The following is a 22,892-nucleotide window of genomic DNA, read 5'->3' as shown; positions in this document are numbered from 1 at the left end:
ATCCGGCCCTCGTGGCGGCCGTTCCGTCCGGCCGAACAAGGGCCGGCCGGCAGCCGGCGGGGGCCTGAGCGCCCGCCGGTTCGCCGACGCATTGCAAGACCGCCGTTCCCGCCTGCCGCGGGGAACGGCGTTTCCCTTTTTGTTTGGCTCCTTATCTGCGAAAAGACGATGTCTACCCTTTACGAATCCACGCTCCGCTCGCTGCCGCTCCTCGGTCGCGGCAAGGTCCGCGACAACTACGCGGTCGGCAACGACAAGCTCCTGATCGTCACGACGGATCGCCTGTCGGCATTCGACGTGATCATGGGCGAGCCGATTCCGAACAAGGGCCGCGTGCTGAACCAGATGGCGAACTTCTGGTTCGACAAGCTCGCGCACATCGTGCCGAACCACCTCACGGGCGACGCGCCGGAAGCGGTCGTTTCGGCTGACGAGGTCGAGCAGGTCAAGGGCCGCGGCGTGGTCGTCAAGCGCCTCGAGCCGATCATGATCGAGGCGGTCGTGCGCGGCTACCTGGCCGGCAGCGGCTGGAAGGAATACCAGGAGTCGGGCGCCGTGTGCGGCGTGAAGCTGCCGGAAGGCCTGCAGAACGCGCAGAAGCTGCCCGAGCCGATCTTCACGCCGGCCGCGAAGGCCGAGCTCGGCGAGCACGACGAGAACATTACGTTCGAGGAAACCGAGCGCCGCATCGGCACCGAGCTGGCCGCGACGATCCGCGACATCTCGATCCGCCTGTACAAGGAAGCGGCCGACTACGCGGCGACGCGCGGCATCATCATCGCCGACACGAAGTTTGAATTCGGCCTCGACAATCACGGCAAGCTGTACCTGATGGACGAAGTGCTGACGGCCGATTCGTCGCGCTTCTGGCCGGCCGACCAGTACCAGGTCGGCACCAACCCGCCGTCGTTCGACAAGCAGTTCGTGCGCGACTGGCTCGAGGCGCAGCCGTGGGGCAAGACCGCGCCGGCACCGGCACTGCCGGCCGACGTCGTCGAGAAGACGGCCGCAAAGTACCAGGAAGCGCTCGAGCGCATCACCGGCCAGCCGCTCGCCTGAAGGAAGGAACGCACGAAATGAGTGAAGTCCAGACTGCCCACACGCACAGCGCGCCGCTCGTCGGCGTGCTGATGGGTTCGAGTTCCGACTGGGACGTGATGAAGAACGCGGTCGCGATCCTGCAGGAATTCGGCGTGCCGTACGAAGCGAAGGTCGTGTCCGCGCACCGGATGCCCGACGAGATGTTCGACTACGCGGAGAAGGCGCGCGAGCGCGGGCTGCGCGCGATCATCGCGGGCGCCGGCGGTGCCGCGCACCTGCCCGGCATGCTGGCCGCGAAAACCACGGTGCCGGTGCTCGGCGTGCCGGTCGCGAGCAAGTACCTGAAGGGCGTCGATTCGCTGCACTCGATCGTGCAGATGCCGAAGGGCGTGCCGGTCGCGACGTTCGCGATCGGCGAGGCCGGCGCCGCGAACGCCGCGCTGTTCGCGGTGTCGATTCTGTCCGGCACGTCGGTCGACTACGCGAACCGCCTCGCCGCGTTCCGCGTGCGCCAGAACGAAGCCGCGCACGCGATGGTGCTGCCGCCGCTCGCATGACGGCGCACCGGCGGCCGCACTGGCGTTCCAGCGGCCGCCTGATCCTCATCACTGCGGCGGGCAGCGCCCGCCGCGACCGACCACTGACATGACCGCAACTCCTGATTCCGTTTCCCCGATCCTGCCCGGCGCGTGGCTGGGCATGGTCGGCGGCGGCCAGCTCGGCCGCATGTTCTGCTTTGCCGCCCAGTCGATGGGCTATCGCGTCGCCGTGCTCGATCCCGATCCGACGAGCCCCGCCGGCGCGGTCGCCGACCGTCACCTGCGCGCGGCCTACGACGACGAAGCCGCGCTCGCCGAACTGGCGGACCTGTGCGATGCCGTGTCGACGGAATTCGAGAACGTGCCGGCCGCGAGCCTCGATTTCCTCGCGCGCACGACGTTCGTCGCGCCGGCCGGCCGCTGCGTCGCGGTCGCGCAGGACCGGATCGCGGAGAAGCGTTTCATCGAGGCGTCGGGCGTGCCGGTCGCACCGCACGTCGTGATCGAATCGGCAGCGGCGCTCGCCGCGCTCGACGATGCCGCGCTCGACGCGGTGCTGCCGGGCATCCTGAAGACGGCGCGCCTCGGTTACGACGGCAAGGGCCAGGTGCGCGTGAACACCGCGCGGGAAGCGCGCGACGCGCATGCGTCGCTCGGCGGCGTGCCGTGCGTGCTGGAGAAGCGCCTGCCGCTGAAATACGAAGTGTCCGCGCTGATCGCGCGCGGCGCGGACGGCCGCTCGGCCGCATTCCCGCTCGCGCAGAACGTGCATCACAACGGCATCCTCGCGCTGACCGTCGTGCCGGCACCGGCCGCCGATGCCGCGCGCGTCGAGGAGGCGCAGCAGGCAGCCGTCCGGATCGCCGATACGCTCGGCTACGTCGGCGTGCTCTGCGTCGAATTCTTCGTGCTGGAAGACGGCTCGTTCGTCGCGAACGAAATGGCGCCGCGCCCGCACAACTCGGGTCACTACACGGTCGATGCGTGCGCAACGAGCCAGTTCGAGCAGCAGGTGCGCGCGATGACGCGCATGCCGCTCGGCAATCCGCGCCAGCATTCGCCGGCCGCGATGCTGAACATCCTCGGCGACGTGTGGTTCCCGAACGGCGCCGCGGCCGAGGCCGTCACGCCGCCGTGGGACACGGTCGCCGCGATGCCGGCTGCGCACCTGCACCTGTACGGCAAGGAAGAAGCGCGCGTCGGCCGCAAGATGGGCCACGTGAACTTCACGGCCGAGACGCGCGACGATGCCGTTGCCGCCGCCACCGCGTGCGCGCAGCTGCTGCGCGTGCCGCTCGACTGAGGCGCCAGCCGATGTCCATCGATCTCCCGAACTCCGTGACGCCCGCGCAGATCGACGCGGCTGCCGCGCTGCTCGACGCGGGGCAACTCGTCGCGTTCCCGACCGAAACCGTGTACGGGCTCGGCGGCGACGCGGCGAATCCCGAGGCCGTCGCACGCATCTACGCGGCGAAGGGGCGTCCGGCGAACCATCCGGTGATCGTGCACCTGCCGCCCGGCGGCGATCCCGGTTACTGGGTCGAAGACCTGCCGGCCGACGCGCGGGCGCTGATCGATGAATTCTGGCCGGGCCCGCTGACGCTGATCCTGAAGCGCCATGCGCGCATTCCGGACGCCGTGAGCGGCGGCCAGGATTCGGTCGGCCTGCGCTGTCCGTCGCATCCGGTCGCGCAGGCGCTGCTGGCCGCGTTCAGCGCGCGGCGCGGCGGCCACGGCGGCGTCGCCGCGCCGTCCGCGAATCGCTTCGGTCACGTGAGCCCGACCACCGCCCAACACGTGCGCGACGAATTCGGCGACACCGTGCACGTGCTCGATGGCGGCCCGTCGGAAGTCGGCATCGAATCGACGATCCTCGACCTGTCGCGCGGCTTCCCGGCGCTGCTGCGCCCGGGCCACGTGACGCCGCAGCAGATCGCCGACGTGCTCGGCCGCGCGCCGCGCCTGCCCGACGGCAGCGACGCGACCGCACCGCGCGCGTCGGGCACGCTGAAGGCGCATTACGCGCCGCGCACGCCGCTCGCGCTGCTGCCGTTCGATGCGCTCGAGCCGCTGCTCGCGGCCGCACAGACCGATGGCGAACGTGTCGCGCTCGTCGCACGCGCGTCGCGCGCGGGACGCTGGGCGCAGGCCGATGGCGTGCATTTCGTCGCGGCGCCGGAAGATCCTCAGGCGTATGCGCGCGACCTGTACGGCATGCTGCGCGCGCTCGACCGCGCGCAGGTCGCCCGCATCCTCGTCGAGAAACTGCCCGAGACCGTCGAATGGATCGCGGTCAACGATCGCCTCGGTCGTGCGGCCGCCGCGTTCGAAGCGCGCGACTGACGCAGCCGTTCGTATCCGCTCGTGAAATGAAAGACGCCCGACCGGCGAACCGGTCGGGCGTTTTCGTTTGCGCGCGTGGCGTTCGGCTTACTTGCCGACGCCCGTGGCCGCGATCTGCTGCTCGACGTACTGCGCGAACAGCGCGTGCAGGCGCGTCGTCGGGTGGACCGTGTCGGCGAACATGTAGGTCTGGTCCGCGTTGGCGGTCGTGTAGGTCTGCGGCGAGCAGAACAGCGACGAGCCGAAGGCGGTCGCGTCCGCGACGCCGTACTGGGTCGCCGCCGCGACCATCGCCTTCAGGTTGCATGCGGTGTCGGTGTTCGACACGCTGAAGCCGTTCGCCTGGTAGTTGGCCGCGATGCCGTCCTGCCACTTGAACGCATCGACCACCGCGTACTTCGTCGTGTCGACCTTCAGCGCGGCGAGCGTGCCGACCAGCGTCTGGTTGAACAGCCCCGACAGCTGCGTGAACGCGGCTTGCGTCTGCGGGCCGCCTTGCAGCGCGAGCGGCGTGCCGCCGATGTCCGGCACCGTCGCGACGAACACGTGCGACGCGCCGGCCGCGACGATCTGCTGGACGATGCCGCCGAGCTGCTGCGCGGCGAGGCCGATCGCCTGCGCGGCCGCGAGCTGCGCGGCCGGCGTGTTGCCCTGCGCCTGCGCGACCTGTGCCTGATAGAAGATGTCGTTGGCGCCGCCGTTGATCAGCACGATCTGGCCGGCGTTGAAGCTGCCGTGCTGCGTCAGGTATTGCTTGACCTGGTCGGCGATCGGGGTCGTCGTGGCCTGCGCGTAGTCGGCGTTCGGCACGCTCGAGGCGGCGTGGCCGATACCCGGTTGCAGCGTCACGCGCGAGCCGCCCTGCGCGTAGCCGAGGCCGCCCGTGGCCTGCAGCGGAATGCCGAAGCCGCCCTGGTTCGCGGGCTGCAGTGTGTCGCCGTAGTACTGCGCGACGTCCTGCGTCCACACCTGGCCGGGGTTGGTCGTGAAGCGGCCGCCGCCGAAGCCGAGCTTGATCTGCGAGTAGGTGCCGGCGTCCGACAGGCTGTCGCCGAACGACACGACCTGCATCTTCACGCCGGACGGCGGCGTGTTCGACGCGCTGCTGTTGTTGTCGTCGCCGCCGCCGCACGCGGCGAGCAGGGCGAGCGCGGCGCCCGCGATCGCGACCTGCGCGGTGCGCAGCAGGCGTTGACGGGTGCGCGACGGGAATTGTCGTTGTGACTGCATCGTTCGATCTCCTCGTAGATATGGCCCGATGTGTTTCTCATCTGCCGCGCGCCGGCTCGGATCCGGGCTGCGCGACGGCCGTTGGCTGAAACGGTTATTGGTCGCGCACGGCCGCAAGCGGCACGGTGCGCGGATCGCGATTCGCGGCCTCGGCGATCTGCGCATGATAAGCGCTCGCCCATTCGGGCGGGCCGAAAATCGCGCGCAGCTTGTTGCGCCATCCGTCGATGCGCAACGCGTCGGCCGCCATCGACACCCACTCGTGAAACGTCGCGACGAGCGGATTGTTCGAGCCGAGCGGCTCGACGATTCCGTATTGCGGCGGATCGTCGGGCGATTCTTCGACGTAGCTGCCGAACAGGCGGTCCCAGATCACGAGCACACCTGCGTAATTGCGGTCGATGTAGCGCGGGTTGCGTGCGTGGTGCGCGCGATGAATCGACGGCGTGTTGAACACGTATTCGAGCCAGCCGAGCTTGCCGATCGCCTGCGTGTGCACGAAGAACTGGAACGCGAGGTTGATCAGCACGATGCCGACGATCTGCTGCGGCGGAAAGCCGAGGAACGCGAGCGGCAGCCAGAACGCCCACATGCCCGCGACGGGATACATCAGGCTCTGCCGGAACGCGGTCGAGAAATTCATCCGCTCGGACGAGTGATGCACGACGTGCGCGGCCCACAGCCAGCGCACGCGATGGCTCGCGCGATGGAACACGTAGTAGAGGAAGTCCTGACCGACGAACAGCACGGCGAACGACAGCCAGCCGTCGTGCCATGTGAACAGCCGGAAATGTGCGTAGCAGTACGCATAAACGGGGATCACGAGCAACCACGCAAGCTTGTCGGCGCCTTGGTGCATCAGTGCGAGCGCCGCGTTGCACAGCGTGTCGCGCCACGCATAGACATGGTCCTGCGCACGCGTGCGGGCGAGGTGCCAGGCTTCCCACGCGATGCAGAGCAGGAAGACGGGCGCCAGCGCGAGCAGAAGCAATTCGACGTCGAATCGCATGGACGTGTCTCCTCCTTTCCCCTGCAAGCCGTGAGGCCGGGCGTACGGCCCGTTGTAGATATCGGTCAGGCCAACAGCCTACGCAATCGCCACGCGCTAGGCGAGGGGGCAGCGTAGAGGGTTCCCTCAGAGCGCCCCCAAACCTGTCGCTTCGCGTCAGGCCCCCCGAGGGGGCAAGAAAACTTGGGGCGGGCCGGCGTTTTCTTGAGGACAGGGTTTCTACGGAAGTCATGCGCAACAGGGCCGCGCGGTGCGGCCCCGTTTTTGGGGTACGGCTGCCGGCCCGTGCGCGGTGCGCCGGCGGCCGAGGCCGTTTCAAACCGCGCGGGGCGAAACCCCGGGGGCGGGGCGTCTTGCCGTGATCGACGCAAGCGGACAGCCGGACATGCGTGCGCCGCGTCGCGGCGAGTGCGTCGTCAGTGCGCGCCCGCGTAGATCCACTCGAGCAGCGTGTCGTGCGCGGCGCGCGCGGCTTCCGCGTGATCGTCGTTGATGAAGCTGACGACGATGTAGCTCTGGCCGTCGGCGCCCGCGACGTAGCCCGCGATCGCGCGCACGTCGCGCAGCGTGCCGGTCTTGATGTGCGCGTTGCCGAGCACGCCGGCGTTGGTCAGGCGGTTCTTCATCGTGCCGTCGATGCCGGCGATCGGCAGCGAATCGATGAACGCCTGCGCGACGGGGCTCGCGTTCGCGGCCTGCAGCAGCGCGGCGAGCGACTGCGCGCTCACGTGCTCCTCGCGCGACAGGCCCGAGCCGTTCTCGAGGTCGAGGTCGGGCATCGCGACGCCGCTCTTCTGCAGGAACGCGTGAATCACGCGGCTCGACTGCTCGGGGGTTGCTGGCGGCTTGCCGGCGGCCGCGCCGATCGTCAGGAACAGGTTGCGCGCCATCACGTTGTTGCTGAACTTGTTGATGTCGTAGACGATGCTGCCGAGCACGGGGCTGTGATGGACGGCGAGCGGGCGCGCGGCGGTCGGCACCTTGCCTTCGCTGACGGGGCCCGCGATCGTGCCGCCGTCCTGCTGCCACAGCGCGAGGAAGCCGCGCGCGAAGAACGTCGTGTGATCGAGGATCGCGAGGTTGGTCGTGTGCGCGCCGCAGCGCAGCGGATAGTCGCCCGCGAACGACGCAGTCATGATCCCGCCGCCGGCCGACAGCGTCGGGCGCGCGGCAGCGGCAGCCGCGCCGCACGACCCGGTGCCTTCGTACAGCTGGTTGTCGATCGACAGGTTCGCGAGCGGCGGCAGCACGTCGACGGCGATCTTGCCGTCGTCGCCCGGCGTGACCGTGAACGACACGGCCTTGAACGCATACAGCAGCGGATCGGGGCCGACGTTGTACGGTGCGCTCGCGTCATCGTCGAACGACGGCAGGTCGCGCGTCGACGCGGCGAAATAGCTCTTGTCGAGCACGAGGCCGCCGGCGACGCGCTTGACACCGGCCTTGCGGATCTTGTCGACGAGGTCGATCAGTTCCTCCGGTACGAGCTTCGGATCGCCGGTGCCCTTGATGTACAGGTTGCCCTGCAGCGTGCCGTCCGGATCGACCGGGCCGTCCGCATACGCGGTCGTGCGCCAGCGGTAGTCCGGGCCGAGGATCGACAGGCCCGAGAAGGTCGTGACGAGCTTCATCGTCGACGCGGGCATCATCGGTCGGTTCGCATTCCATGCGATCAGCGGCTCGGGGTCGCCGACGCGCTCGACGACGACGCTCATCGCCGATGCCGGCACCTTCGCGCGCTGCAGCGCGACGAGCACGGACGCCGGCAGGCCGGCCGCCCGCGCGGCGGGCGACACGACGGCGGTCTTGCGTGCTTCCTTGTGGGGTTTCTTGCGCGCCTGCGCGGACGGTGCGAACGCAAGGGCCGTGCAGGTGGCGACGACCGCGGCCGCGCGCAGGAACGGGCGGGCGCGAGGGGCGAACCGGGCGGAAAGATCGTAAATCGGCATGGGCGAAAACGGGAAAAGCACGGGATTCGGGCAGGGCGCGCGCGGCGCCGGAGCGCACATTGTAGAGACAAGTGCGCACACGTCCCTTGCAATCCGCCTTTCTGTTGCATTGCACGGGGCGCACGCGTTTCGCGGCGCTACAATGGTCGCCATGTTTCACTCGCCCGATGGGTTCCAGCTCCGATGCGGATTCTGCTTGTTGAAGACGATCGAATGATTGCCGAGGGCGTACGCAAGGCGTTGCGCGCCGACGGCTTCGCGGTCGACTGGGTGCAGGACGGCGACGCCGCGCTCACGGCGCTCGGCGGCGAGACGTACGACCTGCTGCTGCTCGACCTCGGCCTGCCGAAGCGCGACGGCATCGACGTGCTGCGCACTTTGCGCGCGCGCGGGCTGTCGCTGCCGGTGCTGATCGTCACCGCGCGCGATGCGGTGGCCGATCGCGTGAAGGGGCTCGACGCGGGCGCCGACGACTACCTCGTCAAGCCGTTCGATCTCGACGAACTGGGCGCGCGGATGCGCGCGCTGATCCGCCGCCAGGCGGGGCGCAGCGAGTCGCTGATCCGTCACGGCGCGCTGACGCTCGATCCCGCGTCGCACCAGGTGACGCTCGACGGCGCGCCCGTCGCGCTGTCCGCGCGCGAGTTCGCGCTGCTCGAGGCGCTGCTCGCGCGGCCCGGTGCGGTGCTGTCGAAGAGCCAGCTCGAGGAAAAGATGTACGGCTGGGGCGAGGAGATCGGCAGCAACACGGTCGAGGTCTACATCCACGCGCTGCGCAAGAAGCTCGGCTCGGACCTGATCCGCAACGTGCGCGGGCTCGGCTACATGGTCGTCAAGGAAAGCTGACGCGTGAGGTCGATTCGTCATCAATTGCTGATCTGGCTGCTCGCGATCGTCGTCGCGGGCGTGGGCGCCGCGGGCTGGCTCATCTACCGGCAGGCGCTCGCCGAGGCGAACGAGCTGTTCGACTACCAGCTGCAGGAAATCGCCGCGGCGCTGCCATCCGAGCCGTTCTCGCAGGTGTTCGGTTCGCGCACCAACGGCGACGAAGGCATCGTGATCCAGATCTGGAACCGCAACGGCGTGCTGATGTACTTCTCGCATCCGCGTGCGCCGATCGCGCCGCGCGCGGAGCTCGGCTTCTCGACCGAGCGCACCGATCGCGGCGAATGGCGCGTGTACGGCGCGATCGTCGGCGACAACGTCGTGCAGCTCGCGCAGCCGCTGTCGGTGCGCAACCGGCTCGCCGCGAACGTGGCGCTGCGCACGCTGTGGCCGCTGATCGTGCTGCTGCCGTTCCTCGGCGCGGCGGTCTGGGTGATCGTCGGGCGCGGGCTCGCGCCGCTCGGCCGCGTGACGCGCGCGGTCGAGGCGCGCCGGCCCGAAGCGCTCGATCCGTTGCCCGATGCGCGTCTGCCGCTCGAGGTGCAGCCGCTCGTGCGTGCGCTGAACGGGCTGCTCGCGCGGCTGTCGGCGGCGCTCGATACGCAGAAGGCCTTCGTCGCCGATGCCGCGCACGAACTGCGCACGCCGCTCGCGGCCGTGCAGATCCAGGCGCAGCTCGTCGCGCGCGCGAAGGACGACACGTCGCGCCGCGAGGCGGTCGCCGATCTGCAGGCCGGTGTCACGCGCGCGACGCGCCTCGCCGAGCAGTTGCTCGCGCTTGCGCGCGCCGAACCGGACGGCGCGACGATGCGCGAGCCGGTCGACCTGCAGGCGCTGCTCGTGGAATGCGTGGCCGCGCATGCACCGCTCGCGCAACGGCACAGCATCGATCTCGGCTTCGAGGAGAGCAGCGCGGCGACCGTCGTCGCGGATGTCGGCGCGCTGCGCGTGATGTTCGGCAACCTGCTCGACAACGCGGTGAAGTACACGCCGGACGGCGGCCGCATCGACGTATCGCTGACTCGCGACGCGGGCGGCCGCGTATGCGTGCAGATCGGCGACAGCGGCCCCGGCATCCCGGCCGACGAGCGCGAGCGCGTGTTCGACCGCTTCTACCGCGACAGTTCCGCGCGGGCGCGCGCCGACGTGTCGGGCAGCGGGCTCGGGCTGGCGATCGTCAAGCGCGTCGCGGCGCAGCAGGGCGCGACGGTGACGCTCGGCGACGCGGCCGCGGGCGGCCTGCTCGTGAGCGTCGTGTTCCGCGACGCCGAGATGCCGGCGCAGGTGCCGCAGACATCCGAATCCGTGTGACGAACGGCGGCCAGCGGTGGCCTAAGCCCCGTTTAAGGTCGATTAAGCCTCCTTTAAGTCAGGGTCGTTACGCTGCGTCCTAACAAAGAGGAGGTCCTACGATGAACACCCGATTCCTTGCACGCGGCGCCGTCGCGGTCGCCGTGGCGGCTGCCCTGTCCGCCGGCTATGTCGCAGGCACTCGCCGCGCCGATCCGCAGATCATCACGCCCGCGCAGGCCGCCGCGCTGATGCCGGCCGAGGCCGCGGCGAAGACCGGCATTCCCGATTTCTCCGGGCTGGTCGAAACCTACGGCCCGGCGGTCGTGAACATCAGCGCGAAGCACGTCGTGAAGCAGGTGTCGCGGCGCGTGCAGCAGCCGCAGCTGCCGATGGATCCGAGCGATCCGTTCTACCAGTTCTTCAAGCACTTCTACGGCCAGGTGCCGGGCATGGGCGGCGACACGCAGCCGGACGACCAGCCGAGCGCGAGCCTTGGTTCGGGATTCATCGTCAGCGCGGACGGGTACATCCTCACCAACGCCCACGTGATCGACGGCGCGAACGTCGTCACGGTCAAGCTGACCGACAAGCGCGAGTACAAGGCGAAGGTTGTCGGCGCCGACAAGCAGTCCGACGTCGCGGTGTTGAAGATCGACGCGAGCGGCCTGCCGACGGTGAAGATCGGTGACCCGGCACAGAGCAAGGTCGGCCAGTGGGTCGTCGCGATCGGTTCGCCGTACGGCTTCGACAACACGGTCACGTCCGGCATCATCAGCGCGAAATCGCGCTCGCTGCCCGACGAGAACTACACGCCGTTCATCCAGACCGACGTGCCGGTCAACCCAGGCAACTCGGGCGGTCCGCTGTTCAACCTGCAGGGCGAGGTGATCGGCATCAACTCGATGATCTATTCGCAGACGGGCGGCTTCCAGGGCCTGTCGTTCGCGATCCCGATCAACGAGGCGATCAAGGTCAAGGACGAGCTCGTGAAGACGGGCCACGTGAGCCGCGGCCGCCTTGGCGTCGCCGTGCAGGGGTTGAACCAGACGCTCGCGAGCTCGTTCGGATTGCAGAAGCCGGACGGCGCGCTCGTCAGTTCGGTCGACCCGAACGGCCCGGCCGCGAAAGCGGGCTTGCAGCCGGGCGACGTGATCCTCGCGGTCAACGGCTCGCCGGTTGCCGACTCCACGTCGCTGCCCGCACAGATCGCGAACCTGAAGCCGGGCTCGAAGGTCGATCTGCAGGTGTGGCGCGACAAGTCGAAGAAGTCGATCAGCGTGACGCTCGGCGCGATGTCCGATGCGAAGCTGGCCTCCAACGACGGCGGTCCCGTCGAGCAGGGGCGCCTCGGCGTCGCGGTGCGTCCGCTCACGCCGCAGGAGCGCAGCGCCACCAGCCTGTCGCACGGGCTGATCGTGCAGCAGGCCGGCGGCCCGGCAGCCAGCGCGGGCATCCAGCCCGGCGACGTGATCCTCGCGGTGAACGGCCGGCCGGTCACGAGCCCCGAGCAGTTGCGCGACGCGGTCAAGGGAGCGGGCAACAGTCTTGCTCTCCTGATCCAGCGCGATAATGCACAGATCTTCGTGCCGGTCGACCTGAGCTGACCGGCGGCCGCTGCGGGTCGGCTTCGCCGGCCTTGGCGGGCGCTGCCGGCGTTCGGCCCGTGGTGCTGTGTTCCGACCCGAAAAGGAGGGAGCCATGCAATATCTACGCAACGTGTCCCGATTTGCCGTCGCCGCGGCGCTGGCCGCCGGCTTTGCCGTCGCCGCGCCCGGCGCGTACGCACAATCGGACGGCTTGCCCGCGGCGAGCCAGCAGGGCGATGTCAGCTACGTGTCGGGCGGCATCGGCAAGGATCAATCGACGGCATTCGAGCAGAACGAAGCAGCGTGGCCGCTCGCACTGCGCTTCACCGGCAAGGGCGGCGAATATCTGGCCGACGTCCATGTGCGGATCGTCGACGGCAAGGGCACCGAGCTGCTGACGACGGACGCGCGCGGGCCGTACATGCTCGTGAAGCTGCCGCCTGGGCGGTACACCGTGCATGCGTCGTACCAGGGCAGCGATGAATCGCGCGCGGTCACGGTCGGTGCGAAGGGCGGGGCGAAGGCCGCGTTCCAGTGGAGTGCGCAGTAGCGTATCGGGCGCGGCCAGGCCGCGCAATCGGAGGCGGTTTCGCCCATAATGAGAGCCACGGCATCTGTGCCGTGGCTTTTTCGTTTCCTGCGCCCGGCTTGCCCGCCGGGGCCGCCGTCCGGAGGAGAAACGATGTCCGATGCTGCCGACCCTCGCCTCGAAATCGTGCCGAACCGCCATCGCGTGCGTGTGATCCATCGCGGCATCACGTATGCCGATTCGCACGGCGCGCTGACCGTGCGCGAAACGGGCCTGCCGGACATCCATTACTTGCCGCGCGGCGACGTCAACATGCACCGGCTCGTGAAGTCGAGTGTCACGACGGATTGTCCGCTGAGGGGCCGTGCCGTGTATTTCAACCTGCAGACGGAAGACGGCGTGATCGAGAACGCCGCATGGAGTTACGAGGAGCCGGGGGAGACCGCGTCCGCGCTGGCGCACTACGTCGCCTTCGATGTCGCGCGGGTCGACAGTCTCATCGAGACGTCCTGATGCGGCGCGGGTTCATCGGGGAGGCATCATGGAACTGAACGACACGTTACGCGTACCGCTCCCGCCGGCCGTCGTGCGGGAGGCCCTCGAGGATCTCGCGTTGCTGCGGGCGAGCTTCGACCATTGCGAGTCGTTCGTGAAGCATGCGCACGGCGAGTTCGCGCTGACCATCACGGTGCCGCTCGGCCCGCTGCGTGCGCGCTACGACGTGCGTGCGCATTCGGCGAGCGAGCAGGGCGACGCGGAAGGCCAGCCGCGCCGCGTACTCAACTTCAAGGCGCGGGCCGACGGCCTCGGCGCGCTGCGCGGGCAGGTCGAACTGGTGCTGCGGCCGGACGATGACGACGCGGCCGCGACGCGCATCGAATACGTGGTGTGGGCGACGGCGAGCGGGCCGCTCGCCGAACTGCCGGCGCGGCAGATCGAGAATGCGCTGCACGCGTGGACCGACGATTTCTTCCGCGAATTCTGCGCGGTCGTGCAGGCGAAGCACGGTCTCGTGCCGAACCGCGCGCGTTCGAGCCCGCAGCGTCGCCAGCACGTGTTTCTGCGGCCCGCGTCGCTGGTGGCCGCGGCGAAGCGTCCGCTGCCGCCGCACCTCGGCGGCGCGCTGAGCGGCCGCATCGCGAGTGCCGTGCATCATCGCGAATCCGGCCCGCTGCCCATTTGGGCGTGGGCGGCGATCGTCGTGTTCGTCGCGCTGCTGCTGTATGCGGCGCGCTGGATCAACGGCGTCTGAGCGGCCGGCGTGCCACCGTGCTGCCCGGTCGAGCGCCGGCGGCGCGGCGGTCATTAGCGCCGCGCATCGGGCCCGGTGCCGCGAAATTCCTTCCGATAGGCCGACGGCGACGTGCCGAGCGCGCCCGCGAAATGCTGGCGCAGCGACACGCTCGAGCCGTACCCGGCCGCCTGTGCGATCGCGTCGATCGAGTGTCCCGTGGTTTCCAGCAGATGTTGCGCGCGCGTGAGCCGTTCGGCCTGCAGCCACGCGGTGACGGTCGTGCCCGTCGCCTGGCGGAAGTGGCGCGTGAACGTGCGCCGGCTCATCAGCGCGCGTTCGGCGAGCGAATCCACACTGTGCGCGATGTCCAGATGCGCGCGCACCCAGTCGAGCAGACCCGCGAGCCGCGCGTCGCGCGGATGCGCGGCGACCGGCTGCGGCACGTATTGCGCTTGCCCGCCCTGGCGGTGCGGCGGGATCACGAGACGGCGCGCGATCTGGTTCGCGGCGTCCGAGCCGAAGCGCCGCCGAACGACGTGCAGGCAGCAGTCGAGCCCCGCGGCCGTGCCGGCCGATGTCATCAGGTTGCCGTCGTCGACGTACAGCACGTCGGGGTCGAGCTTCACGCGCGGAAAGCGCTGCGCGAAGTCGTCGGCCCACGCCCAGTGCGTCGTGGCCGGGCGCCCGTCGAGCAGCCCGGCCGCGGCGAGCACGTACGCGCCGAGGCACAGGCCGACGACCTGCGCGCCGCGTGCGGCGGCCGCGCGGACCGCATCGACCAGCGCGTCAGGCGGTGCTTCGTCGGGGTCGCGCCATGCCGGGACGATGACGATGTCCGCGTCGTCGAGCGCCTCGAGCCCGTGCGGCGCGGTGATCGTGAAGCCGCCCGTCGTCGACAGCGGGCCGCGCTCGGCCGAGCACACGCGGAACTCGAACGCGGGCATCGCGGCCGCATCGCGTTCCTGGCCGAACACGACGGACGGCACCGACAGATGGAACGGGCTGATGCCGTCGTACGCGATCACGGCGACGATGGTCGGGGCACGGGCAACGGACGACGCGGCGGCGCGCATGACGGGCTCCGGAATTGCGATGGCCCGATTTTATCGAAGAATGGCTATCGGGCCACTGTCCGCCTGCGCGATGCGATCCGACAATGCATCGCATCGCGCTGCTGGCCGCCCCGTTCCGGAGCGGGGCGGCGCCGCCGAAACCGGAGCCTCCCATGTCGAATGCCCAATTGCCTTCCGCTTCCCGCCGTGCGCTGATCGTGATCGATGTCCAGAACGAATACGTGACCGGCAACCTGCCGATCGAATATCCGCCCGTCGACGCATCGCTGGCGAACATTGGCCGCGCGATCGACGCCGCGCACGCGGCCGGCGTGCCCGTGATCGTCGTGCAGCACGTCGCGCCGGCGGGTGCGCCGATCTTCGCGCCGGGCACGGACGGCGTCGCGCTGCATCCGGTCGTCGCCGACCGGCCGTATGCGCACCTGATCGTGAAGGCGCAGGCCAGTTCGTTCGCCGGCACCGATCTCGCCGCATGGCTCGACGCGCGCGGCATCGACACGCTCGCGGTCGCCGGCTACATGACGCACAACTGCAATGCGTCGACGGTCTATCACGCGGCGCACGCGGGGCTCGCCGTCGAGTATCTGGAGGACGCGACCGGCGCGTTGCCGTACGAGAACGAAGCGGGTGCGGCGAGTGCCGAAGAGATTCACCGCGCGTACACGGTGGTGTTTCAGTCGAGTTTCGCGGCCGTGATGTCGACCGATGCATGGATCGCGGGACTCGGCGGCGCGGCGATGCAGGCGCGCGATTCGGTGGCCGCGTCGAACCGGCGGGCCCGCGCGCGACGCGCGAAGGCGGCCTGAGCGATTCTGGAGAGCAGGGGAGCGATCGGGCGGAGCGGCGCTGCCGCCCGCGCGTGGCCGGATCGACCGGCCGGTCGCGATGCCACGGCGCGCGGCGCGCCGGCGGAGGGGCCGCCGCTCAGTCGCCCGTCTTCAGCATCGCCGGGCTGTAACGCATCATGTCGAAGCAGCCGTCGACGAGCTGTTCCGCATGCTGCTCGGCGTCGATCTCGTCGGGCAGCATCAGCATGTCACGCACGAAACCGCTGACGAGCGTGTGCAGCATCAGCGTCGCACGCCATGTGTCGAGCCGCTCGGGCAGCAGCTTGAGCCGCACGGCGCCCGCGAGATCGGCATCGATCGCGTGCAGCGCCTCGCTCATCCCCGCGCGGTTGCGCTGCAGCAGCGGCTCCATGTCCGCGACGTACTCGCACTTCATGAACAGGATGCTGAACACACGCCGCAACTGCGAGTCGCGCTGCACGCCGAGCAGGCACCAGATCAGGATCCTGCGGATTTTCTCCAGCGGATTGCCGCCGGGCGCGTCGAGCGGCATCCGCTTGAGCTCGTCGATCGGCAGGAACACGCGGTCGAACATCGCGTCGAACAGCTCGCTCTTGTTCGCGAAATGCCAGTAGATCGCGCCGCGTGTCACGCCGGCGTGCTGGGCGATGTCCGCGAGCGACGTGTGCGACACGCCCTTCTCGAAGAACACGTGTTCGGCGGCGTCGAGAATGCGGTTGCGCGTCTCGAGCGCCTCCTCCTTGGTGCGTCTGACCATGTGCAGGCCTGAATGGATCGATCGTAGGTGAATATAGGGTCCGTAACCCTCGTCGTCGCTGTGCGGACGGGCTATGCTTGCGACTGGTAATAATTCGTAAGACCTAGCGGTTGGCGAAGGGCGAGCGGGCTTTTTACATACATTCGTGAATGTATATACAATACCACCCTACGATCGAATGACCAAAGTGGCAATCAGTTAATATCCCACTCTGCTGATTCCCGCCAAAGTACCAGTCCGCAGTTCGCGGCATCTCGTCGGCATGGAGGTCTCGTGCCGATGCTGTATCCAGCAGTCCAGTAATTCAGGTGTTCGATCTGCGCCGCGAGGCGCATCCGTGTTGCGCTCCCGTCGGGTGCTGCACTTATTCCATTGGTTACACACAGAGGTCGCTCCATGCGCGTCGAACGGGTTCCATACCGCTTGATCACTGTCGCGGCAGCCGCGGTTTTCCTGGCTGCATGCGGAAAAAAAGAATCGGCACCGCCGCCGCAAACGCCGGAAGTCGGCGTCGTCACCGTCCAGCCGCAAGCCGTGCCCATCTTCAGCGAACTGCCGGGCCGTACCAGCGCATTCCTCGTCGCGCAGGTCCGCGCGCGGGTCGACGGCATCGTGCTGCGCCGTGAATTCACCGAAGGCACCGACGTCAAGGCTGGCCAGCGTCTCTACAAGATCGATCCGGCACCGTACATCGCGGCATTGAACAGCGCGAAGGCGACGCTCGCGAAGGCGCAGGCGAACCTCGTCACGCAGAACGCACTGGTCGCGCGCTACAAGGTGCTCGTGGCCGCGAACGCGGTCAGCAAGCAGGACTACGACAACGCGGTGGCCACCCAGGGGCAGGCCGCGGCGGACGTCGCGGCCGGCAAGGCGGCGGTCGATACCGCACAGATCAACCTCGGCTACACGGACGTGGTCTCGCCGATCACGGGCCGCGTCGGCATTTCGCAAGTGACGCCGGGCGCTTACGTGCAGGCGAGCCAGGCGACGCTGATGTCGACGGTGCAGCAGCTCGACCCCGTGTATGTCGACCTCACGCAATCGAGCCTCGATGGGCTGAAGCTGCGCCAGGACGTGCAGAGCGGCCGCCTGAAGACGAGCGGCCCGGGCGCGGCGAAGGTGTCGCTGATCCTCGAGGACGGCAAGACGTATTCGGAAGCCGGCAAGCTGCAGTTCTCCGACGTGACGGTCGACCAGGCAACCGGCTCCGTGACGATCCGCGCGGTCTTCCCGAACCCGGGCCGCGTGCTGCTGCCGGGGATGTTCGTGCGCGCGCGGATCGAGGAAGGCGTGAACGAGAACGCATTCCTGGTGCCGCAGATCGGTGTCACGCATGACCAGAAGGGCCAGGCGATCGCGATGGTGGTGAACGCGAGCAACAAGGTCGAGCCGCGTCAGCTGAAGACGTCGGGCATGCGCGGCCAGAACTGGATCGTCGAAGGCGGTCTGCAGGCGGGCGATCACGTGATCGTGCAGGGCGTCGAGAAGGTGCGTCCGGGCGCGACCGTGAAGTCGGTCGAGGCACAACTCGCACCGGCGGCAGGCGCCGCATCGGGTGTCGCCGCTGCCACCGCCGCGCCGGCTGCCGCCGGTTCCGGCGCCGCCGCCGCGTCCGGTGCCGCCGCATCGGGCGCCGCGCCGGCGAGTGCTGCCGCTGCTTCGAGCGCGCAATAACAGGGAGCCTGTTTCATGGCAAAGTTTTTTATCGATCGCCCGATCTTCGCGTGGGTGATCGCCATCATCCTGATGCTGGCCGGGGTCGCCGCGATCTTCACGCTGCCGATCGCGCAGTATCCGACGATCGCGCCGCCATCGATCCAGATCACCGCGAACTACCCGGGCGCTTCCGCGAAGACGGTGGAAGACACGGTGACGCAGGTGATCGAGCAGCAGATGAGCGGTCTCGACAACTTCCTGTACATGTCGTCGACCAGTGACGACTCGGGCAACGCGACGATCACGCTGACGTTCGCGCCGGGCACCAACGCCGACATCGCGCAGGTCCAGGTGCAGAACAAGCTGTCGCTCGCGACGCCGGTTCTGCCGCAGGTCGTGCAACAGCTCGGCCTGTCGGTGACGAAGTCGAGCAGCAGCTTCCTGCTGGTGCTCGCCTTCAACTCCGAAGACGGCAGCATGAACAAGTACGACCTCGCGAACTTCGTGGCGTCGCACGTGAAGGATCCGATCAGCCGGCTGAACGGCGTCGGCACCGTCACGCTGTTCGGCTCGCAGTACGCGATGCGGATCTGGCTCGACCCGACCCGCCTGACGAACTACGGCCTCACGCCGGTCGACGTGAGCTCGGCGATCACCGCGCAGAACGTGCAGATCGCGGGCGGCCAGATCGGCGGCACGCCGGCCAAGCCGGGCACCGTGCTGCAGGCGACGATCACCGAATCGACGCTGCTGCAGACGCCCGAGCAGTTCGGCAACATCCTGCTGAAGGTCAACCAGGACGGCTCGCAGGTTCGCCTGAAGGACGTCGCGCAGATCGGCCTCGGCGGCGAAAACTACAACTTCGACACGAAGTACAACGGTCAGCCGACCGCGGCACTCGGTATCCAGCTCGCGACCAACGCGAACGCGCTCGCGACCGCGAAAGCCGTGCGCGCGAAGATCGACGAGCTCGCACCGTTCTTCCCGCACGGCCTCGTCGTGAAGTATCCGTACGACACGACCCCGTTCGTGAAGCTGTCGATCGAGGAAGTGGTCAAGACGCTGCTCGAAGGTATCGTGCTCGTGTTCCTCGTGATGTATCTGTTCCTGCAGAACCTGCGGGCGACGATCATCCCGACGATCGCGGTGCCGGTGGTGCTGCTCGGCACGTTCGCGATCATGTCGCTGGTGGGCTTCTCGATCAACACGCTGTCGATGTTCGGCCTCGTGCTCGCGATCGGCCTGCTGGTCGACGATGCGATCGTGGTGGTCGAGAACGTCGAGCGCGTGATGGCGGAAGAGGGCCTGTCACCGAAGGAGGCGACCCGCAAGGCGATGGGCCAGATCACCGGCGCACTCGTCGGCGTGGCGCTGGTGCTGTCGGCGGTGTTCGTGCCGGTCGCGTTCTCCGGCGGTTCGGTCGGCGCGATCTATCGTCAGTTCTCGCTGACGATCGTGTCGGCGATGGTGCTGTCGGTGCTGGTCGCGTTGATTCTGACGCCCGCACTGTGCGCGACGATCCTCAAGCCGATCCCGCAAGGGCATCACGAAGAGAAGAAGGGCTTCTTCGGCTGGTTCAACCGCACGTTCAACAACAGCCGCGACAAGTACCACGTCGGCGTGCACCACGTGATCAAGCGTTCGGGCCGCTGGCTCATCATCTACCTGGTCGTGATCGTCGCGGTCGGCCTGCTGTTCGTGCGCCTGCCGAAGTCGTTCCTGCCGGATGAAGACCAGGGCCTGATGTTCGTGATCGTGCAGACGCCGTCGGGCTCGACGCAGGAAACGACCGCGAAGACGCTCGCGAACATTTCCGACTACCTGCTGAAGGACGAGAAGGAAATCGTCGAGTCGGCGTTCACGGTCAACGGCTTCAGCTTCGCGGGCCGCGGCCAGAACTCCGGTCTCGTGTTCGTGAAGCTGAAGGACTACTCGCAGCGTCAGCATGCGAACCAGAAGGTCCAGGCGCTGATCGGGCGGATGTTCGGTCGCTACGCAGGCTACAAGGACGCGATCGTGATCCCGTTCAACCCGCCGTCGATTCCCGAACTCGGTACGGCCGCGGGCTTCGACTTCGAGCTGACGGACAACGCCGGTCTCGGCCACGACGCGCTGATGGCCGCGCGTAACCAGCTGCTCGGGATGGCCTCGAAGGATCCGACGCTGCAGGGCGTGCGCCCGAACGGCCTGAACGACACGCCGCAGTACAAGGTCGATATCGACCGAGAGAAGGCGAATGCGCTCGGCGTGACGGCGGATGCGATCGACCAGACGTTCTCGATCGCGTGGGCGTCGAAGTACGTGAACAACTTCCTCGACACCGACGGCCGGATCAAGAAGGTGTACGTGCAGGCCGACGCGCCGTTCCGGATGACGCCGGAGGACATGAACATCTGGTACGTGCGCAACGGGTCGGGCGGGATGGTGCCGTTCAGCGCGTTCGCGACCGGCCACTGGACGTACGGTTCGCCGAAGCTCGAGCGCTACAACGGCGTGTCGGCGATGGAAATCCAGGGTCAGGCCGCGCCGGGCAAGTCGACCGGCCAGGCGATGACCGCGATGGAAGGGCTTGCGAAGAAGCTGCCGGTCGGTATCGGCTATTCGTGGACCGGCCTGTCGTTCCAGGAAATCCAGTCCGGTTCGCAGGCGCCGATCCTGTATGCGATCTCGATCCTCGTCGTGTTCCTGTGTCTCGCGGCGCTGTATGAAAGCTGGTCGATCCCGTTCTCGGTGATCATGGTGGTGCCGCTCGGCGTGATCGGCGCACTGCTCGCGGCGACGATGCGCGGCCTCGAGAACGACGTGTTCTTCCAGGTCGGCCTGCTGACCACCGTGGGCTTGTCCGCGAAGAACGCGATCCTGATCGTGGAGTTCGCGCGCGAACTGCAGATGACGGAGAAGATGGGGCCGATCGAGGCCGCGCTGGAAGCAGCACGCCTGCGGCTGCGTCCTATCCTGATGACGTCGCTCGCGTTCATTCTCGGCGTGATGCCGCTCGCGATCAGCAACGGCGCCGGTTCGGCGAGCCAGCACGCGATCGGCACGGGCGTGATCGGCGGGATGATCACGGCGACGTTCCTCGCGATCTTCATGATCCCGATGTTCTTCGTGAAGATTCGCGCGATCTTCAGCGGCGAGAAGGAAGACGTCGACCAGGCGCTGCGTCTCGCTCAGGAGCACTCGCACCACGAAGAGAAGCCGGGCAACGGCGACGAAGGCAACAAGGGACAGTGATGATGCAAAAACACGCTTTGACTGCAATCGCGGTCGCGCTCTTTGCCACGGGCTGCACGATGGCGCCGCATTACACGCGGCCCGACGCGCCCGTCGCGCAGGCGTACCCGGCCGGCGGCGTCTATGCGACGCAGCCGGGCGCTGCCGGCGCGCGCAGCGCGAACGGCCAGGCGGCGACCGCCATCGGCTGGCGCGAATTCTTCGTCGATCCGCGCCTGCAGCGGCTCATCGAGATCGCGCTGAAGAACAACCGCGACCTGCGCGTGTCGGTGCTGAACATCGAGGCGGCGCGCGCGCAGTACCAGATCACGCGCGCGGGCCTGTTCCCGACGCTCGACGGCACGGGCACGGGCAGCATCCAGCGCGTGCCGCAGGGCCTGTCGCAGACCGGGGCGCCGTATATTTCGCGCGCCTACAACGTCGGCGTTTCCGCGTCGTGGGAACTCGACCTGTTCGGTCGCGTGCAGAGCCTGAAGGACCAGGCGCTCGCGCAGTACCTGTCGACGTCGTATGCGCGGCAGGCGGCCGAGATCTCGCTCGTGTCGCAGGTCGCTGACCAGTACCTGACGCTGCTGTCCACCGATGATCTGCTGCAGGTCACGGAGAACACGCTGAAGACGGCACAGGCGTCGTACGACCTGACGAAGCTGCAGTTCGACAACGGCACGGGCTCCGAGCTCGAGCTGCGTCAGGCGCAGACGGTCGTCGAGACGGCGCTCGCGAACCAGCAGGCGCAGGCGCGTGCACGTGCGCAGGCGCTGAACGCGCTGGTGCTGCTGATCGGCGAGCCGCTGCCGGACGATCTGCCGGCGGGCATGCCGCTCGACGCGCAGAACCTGCTGACGGACGTGCCGGCCGGTCTGCCTTCCGACTTGCTGACGCGTCGTCCGGACGTGATGCAGGCCGAGCAGACACTGCTGGCCGCGAACGCGAACATCGGCGCGGCACGCGCGGCGTTCTTCCCGCGCATCTCGCTGACCGGCGCGTTCGGCACCGGCAGCCCGACGCTCGGCGGCCTGTTCAAGGCCGGCACGGCGGCGTGGTCGTTCGCGCCGCAGATCACGATGCCGATCTTCGAAGGCGGGCAGAACATCGCGAACCTGAACCTCGCGAACGTGCAGAAGCGCATCGAAATCGCCAACTACGAGAAGGCGATCCAGTCGGCGTTCCGCGAAGTGTCGGACGGGCTGGCGGCACGCGGCACGTACGATCAGCAGATCGCCGCGCTCGAGCGCAACGAGCACGCGCAGCAGCGTCGCTTCGACCTGTCGGACCTGCGCTACAAGAACGGTGTCGATAGCTATCTGTCGGTGCTGACCGCGCAGACCGACCTGTACTCGGCGCAGCAGTCGCTGATCAGCGCACGTCTGGCACGCTGGACGAACCTGGTCACGCTGTACCGCGCATTGGGCGGCGGCTGGATCCAGCGCGCCGGCGAGACGCCGCGCGCACCGGACGAAACGGTCGACTACGACAAGGCGGCCGCACCGGCGCCTGCGTCGGCAGCGGCGACGAACGGGTAAGCACGAAGGCGGGCAGGGGCGGGCGACCGCTCCGGTTCGCTGAAGTCGCGGTCTCCGGGATGCGACGACGCCACGGACGAAAGTCCGTGGCGTTTTTTTTTTTTGCGACCGGTTTGGGTAAGCCGCGACTGCGGATCGTCATCGCCGGCACCACCGCTATCGTCGCCCAATCACTCGCCGCAAAGCAAAACGCCACGGCAAG

19 protein-coding genes are annotated in these 22,892 nt (G+C 68.3%); 14 read left to right on the top strand and 5 right to left on the bottom strand.

Annotated features, from left to right (window positions below; all coding sequences use genetic code 11):
* The first annotated feature begins 168 nt into the window (after nucleotides 1–168).
* The 4 genes from ACV22W_RS19435 (at nucleotide 169) to ACV22W_RS19420 (ending at nucleotide 3,923) form a co-directional block, all read left to right on the top strand.
* Complete coding sequence (locus ACV22W_RS19435; protein WP_059820348.1) at nucleotides 169–1,059, top strand: phosphoribosylaminoimidazolesuccinocarboxamide synthase; 891 nt, start codon at nucleotides 169–171, stop codon at nucleotides 1,057–1,059.
* A gap of 17 nt (nucleotides 1,060–1,076) precedes the next feature.
* A complete protein-coding gene (gene purE, locus ACV22W_RS19430; protein WP_012364611.1) occupies nucleotides 1,077–1,598 on the top strand; it encodes a 5-(carboxyamino)imidazole ribonucleotide mutase in 522 nt (173 codons plus the stop codon).
* 88 nt (nucleotides 1,599–1,686) lie between these two features.
* On the top strand, nucleotides 1,687–2,883 hold the full coding sequence (locus ACV22W_RS19425; protein ID WP_059701768.1) for a 5-(carboxyamino)imidazole ribonucleotide synthase: 1,197 nt from the start codon (nucleotides 1,687–1,689) through the stop codon (nucleotides 2,881–2,883).
* An 11-nt stretch (nucleotides 2,884–2,894) separates the two neighbouring features.
* The gene (locus tag ACV22W_RS19420) at nucleotides 2,895–3,923 is read left to right on the top strand and encodes an L-threonylcarbamoyladenylate synthase (protein ID WP_175911275.1); all 1,029 of its coding nucleotides are present in this window, start codon (nucleotides 2,895–2,897) and stop codon (nucleotides 3,921–3,923) included.
* 87 nt (nucleotides 3,924–4,010) lie between these two features.
* Here the strand turns inward: ACV22W_RS19420 and ACV22W_RS19415 are convergent, their stop codons facing one another.
* The 3 genes from ACV22W_RS19415 to dacB form a co-directional block, all read right to left on the bottom strand.
* On the bottom strand, nucleotides 4,011–5,153 hold the full coding sequence (locus tag ACV22W_RS19415; protein WP_448021095.1) for an SGNH/GDSL hydrolase family protein: 1,143 nt from the start codon (nucleotides 5,151–5,153) through the stop codon (nucleotides 4,011–4,013).
* 94 nt (nucleotides 5,154–5,247) lie between these two features.
* The gene (locus ACV22W_RS19410) at nucleotides 5,248–6,162 is read right to left on the bottom strand and encodes a sterol desaturase family protein (protein WP_448021094.1); all 915 of its coding nucleotides are present in this window, start codon (nucleotides 6,160–6,162) and stop codon (nucleotides 5,248–5,250) included.
* Between the two features lie 416 nt (nucleotides 6,163–6,578).
* Nucleotides 6,579–8,111 carry a D-alanyl-D-alanine carboxypeptidase/D-alanyl-D-alanine endopeptidase gene (gene dacB / locus ACV22W_RS19405; RefSeq protein ID WP_448021092.1) on the bottom strand — a complete coding sequence of 511 codons (1,533 nt, stop codon included), beginning with the start codon at nucleotides 8,109–8,111 and terminating at the stop codon, nucleotides 6,579–6,581.
* Between the two features lie 183 nt (nucleotides 8,112–8,294).
* Between dacB and ACV22W_RS19400 the strand changes: the two genes are divergently transcribed.
* The 6 genes from ACV22W_RS19400 to ACV22W_RS19375 all read left to right on the top strand — a co-directional run bounded on the left by ACV22W_RS19400 (nucleotide 8,295) and on the right by ACV22W_RS19375 (nucleotide 13,656).
* A complete protein-coding gene (locus tag ACV22W_RS19400) occupies nucleotides 8,295–8,957 on the top strand; it encodes a response regulator (RefSeq protein ID WP_040141750.1) in 663 nt (220 codons plus the stop codon).
* Between the two features lie 3 nt (nucleotides 8,958–8,960).
* A complete protein-coding gene (locus ACV22W_RS19395) occupies nucleotides 8,961–10,307 on the top strand; it encodes an ATP-binding protein (RefSeq protein WP_448021090.1) in 1,347 nt (448 codons plus the stop codon).
* A 101-nt stretch (nucleotides 10,308–10,408) separates the two neighbouring features.
* Nucleotides 10,409–11,893, top strand: coding sequence for a DegQ family serine endoprotease (locus ACV22W_RS19390; RefSeq protein WP_448021088.1), 1,485 nt, complete (start codon nucleotides 10,409–10,411; stop codon nucleotides 11,891–11,893).
* Nucleotides 11,894–11,987: 94 nt separating this feature from the next.
* On the top strand, nucleotides 11,988–12,425 hold the full coding sequence (locus tag ACV22W_RS19385) for a carboxypeptidase-like regulatory domain-containing protein (RefSeq protein ID WP_448021086.1): 438 nt from the start codon (nucleotides 11,988–11,990) through the stop codon (nucleotides 12,423–12,425).
* Nucleotides 12,426–12,557: 132 nt separating this feature from the next.
* Nucleotides 12,558–12,917, top strand: a complete 360-nt coding sequence (locus ACV22W_RS19380; RefSeq protein ID WP_448021084.1) for a DUF427 domain-containing protein — start codon at nucleotides 12,558–12,560, stop codon at nucleotides 12,915–12,917.
* A 28-nt stretch (nucleotides 12,918–12,945) separates the two neighbouring features.
* Nucleotides 12,946–13,656 (top strand): CoxG family protein, encoded by a 711-nt coding sequence (locus tag ACV22W_RS19375; protein WP_448021082.1) that lies wholly within the window; start codon nucleotides 12,946–12,948, stop codon nucleotides 13,654–13,656.
* Nucleotides 13,657–13,709: 53 nt separating this feature from the next.
* Here the strand turns inward: ACV22W_RS19375 and ACV22W_RS19370 are convergent, their stop codons facing one another.
* On the bottom strand, nucleotides 13,710–14,711 hold the full coding sequence (locus ACV22W_RS19370; protein WP_448021080.1) for a helix-turn-helix domain-containing protein: 1,002 nt from the start codon (nucleotides 14,709–14,711) through the stop codon (nucleotides 13,710–13,712).
* Nucleotides 14,712–14,863: 152 nt separating this feature from the next.
* Between ACV22W_RS19370 and ACV22W_RS19365 the strand changes: the two genes are divergently transcribed.
* A complete protein-coding gene (locus ACV22W_RS19365) occupies nucleotides 14,864–15,517 on the top strand; it encodes a cysteine hydrolase family protein (protein WP_448021078.1) in 654 nt (217 codons plus the stop codon).
* 118 nt (nucleotides 15,518–15,635) lie between these two features.
* Here the strand turns inward: ACV22W_RS19365 and ACV22W_RS19360 are convergent, their stop codons facing one another.
* Complete coding sequence (locus ACV22W_RS19360) at nucleotides 15,636–16,277, bottom strand: TetR family transcriptional regulator (RefSeq protein ID WP_448014016.1); 642 nt, start codon at nucleotides 16,275–16,277, stop codon at nucleotides 15,636–15,638.
* Between the two features lie 396 nt (nucleotides 16,278–16,673).
* Between ACV22W_RS19360 and ACV22W_RS19355 the strand changes: the two genes are divergently transcribed.
* Genes ACV22W_RS19355 through ACV22W_RS19345 form a run of 3 tightly spaced genes read left to right on the top strand, consistent with a single transcriptional unit; the run spans nucleotide 16,674 to nucleotide 22,690 of the window.
* On the top strand, nucleotides 16,674–17,951 hold the full coding sequence (locus ACV22W_RS19355; protein WP_448021076.1) for an efflux RND transporter periplasmic adaptor subunit: 1,278 nt from the start codon (nucleotides 16,674–16,676) through the stop codon (nucleotides 17,949–17,951).
* A 15-nt stretch (nucleotides 17,952–17,966) separates the two neighbouring features.
* Nucleotides 17,967–21,167: an efflux RND transporter permease BpeB gene (bpeB, locus tag ACV22W_RS19350; RefSeq protein WP_448021074.1), complete on the top strand. Its 3,201-nt coding sequence runs from the start codon at nucleotides 17,967–17,969 to the stop codon at nucleotides 21,165–21,167.
* Nucleotides 21,167–22,690: an efflux transporter outer membrane subunit gene (locus ACV22W_RS19345; protein ID WP_448021072.1), complete on the top strand. Its 1,524-nt coding sequence runs from the start codon at nucleotides 21,167–21,169 to the stop codon at nucleotides 22,688–22,690. The genes bpeB and ACV22W_RS19345 overlap by 1 nt, the downstream gene beginning before the upstream one ends.
* Nucleotides 22,691–22,892 lie beyond the last annotated feature (202 nt).

Source organism: Burkholderia sp. AW49-1, assembly GCF_053427845.1.
This window is presented reverse-complemented; position numbering and strand designations above follow the sequence as displayed.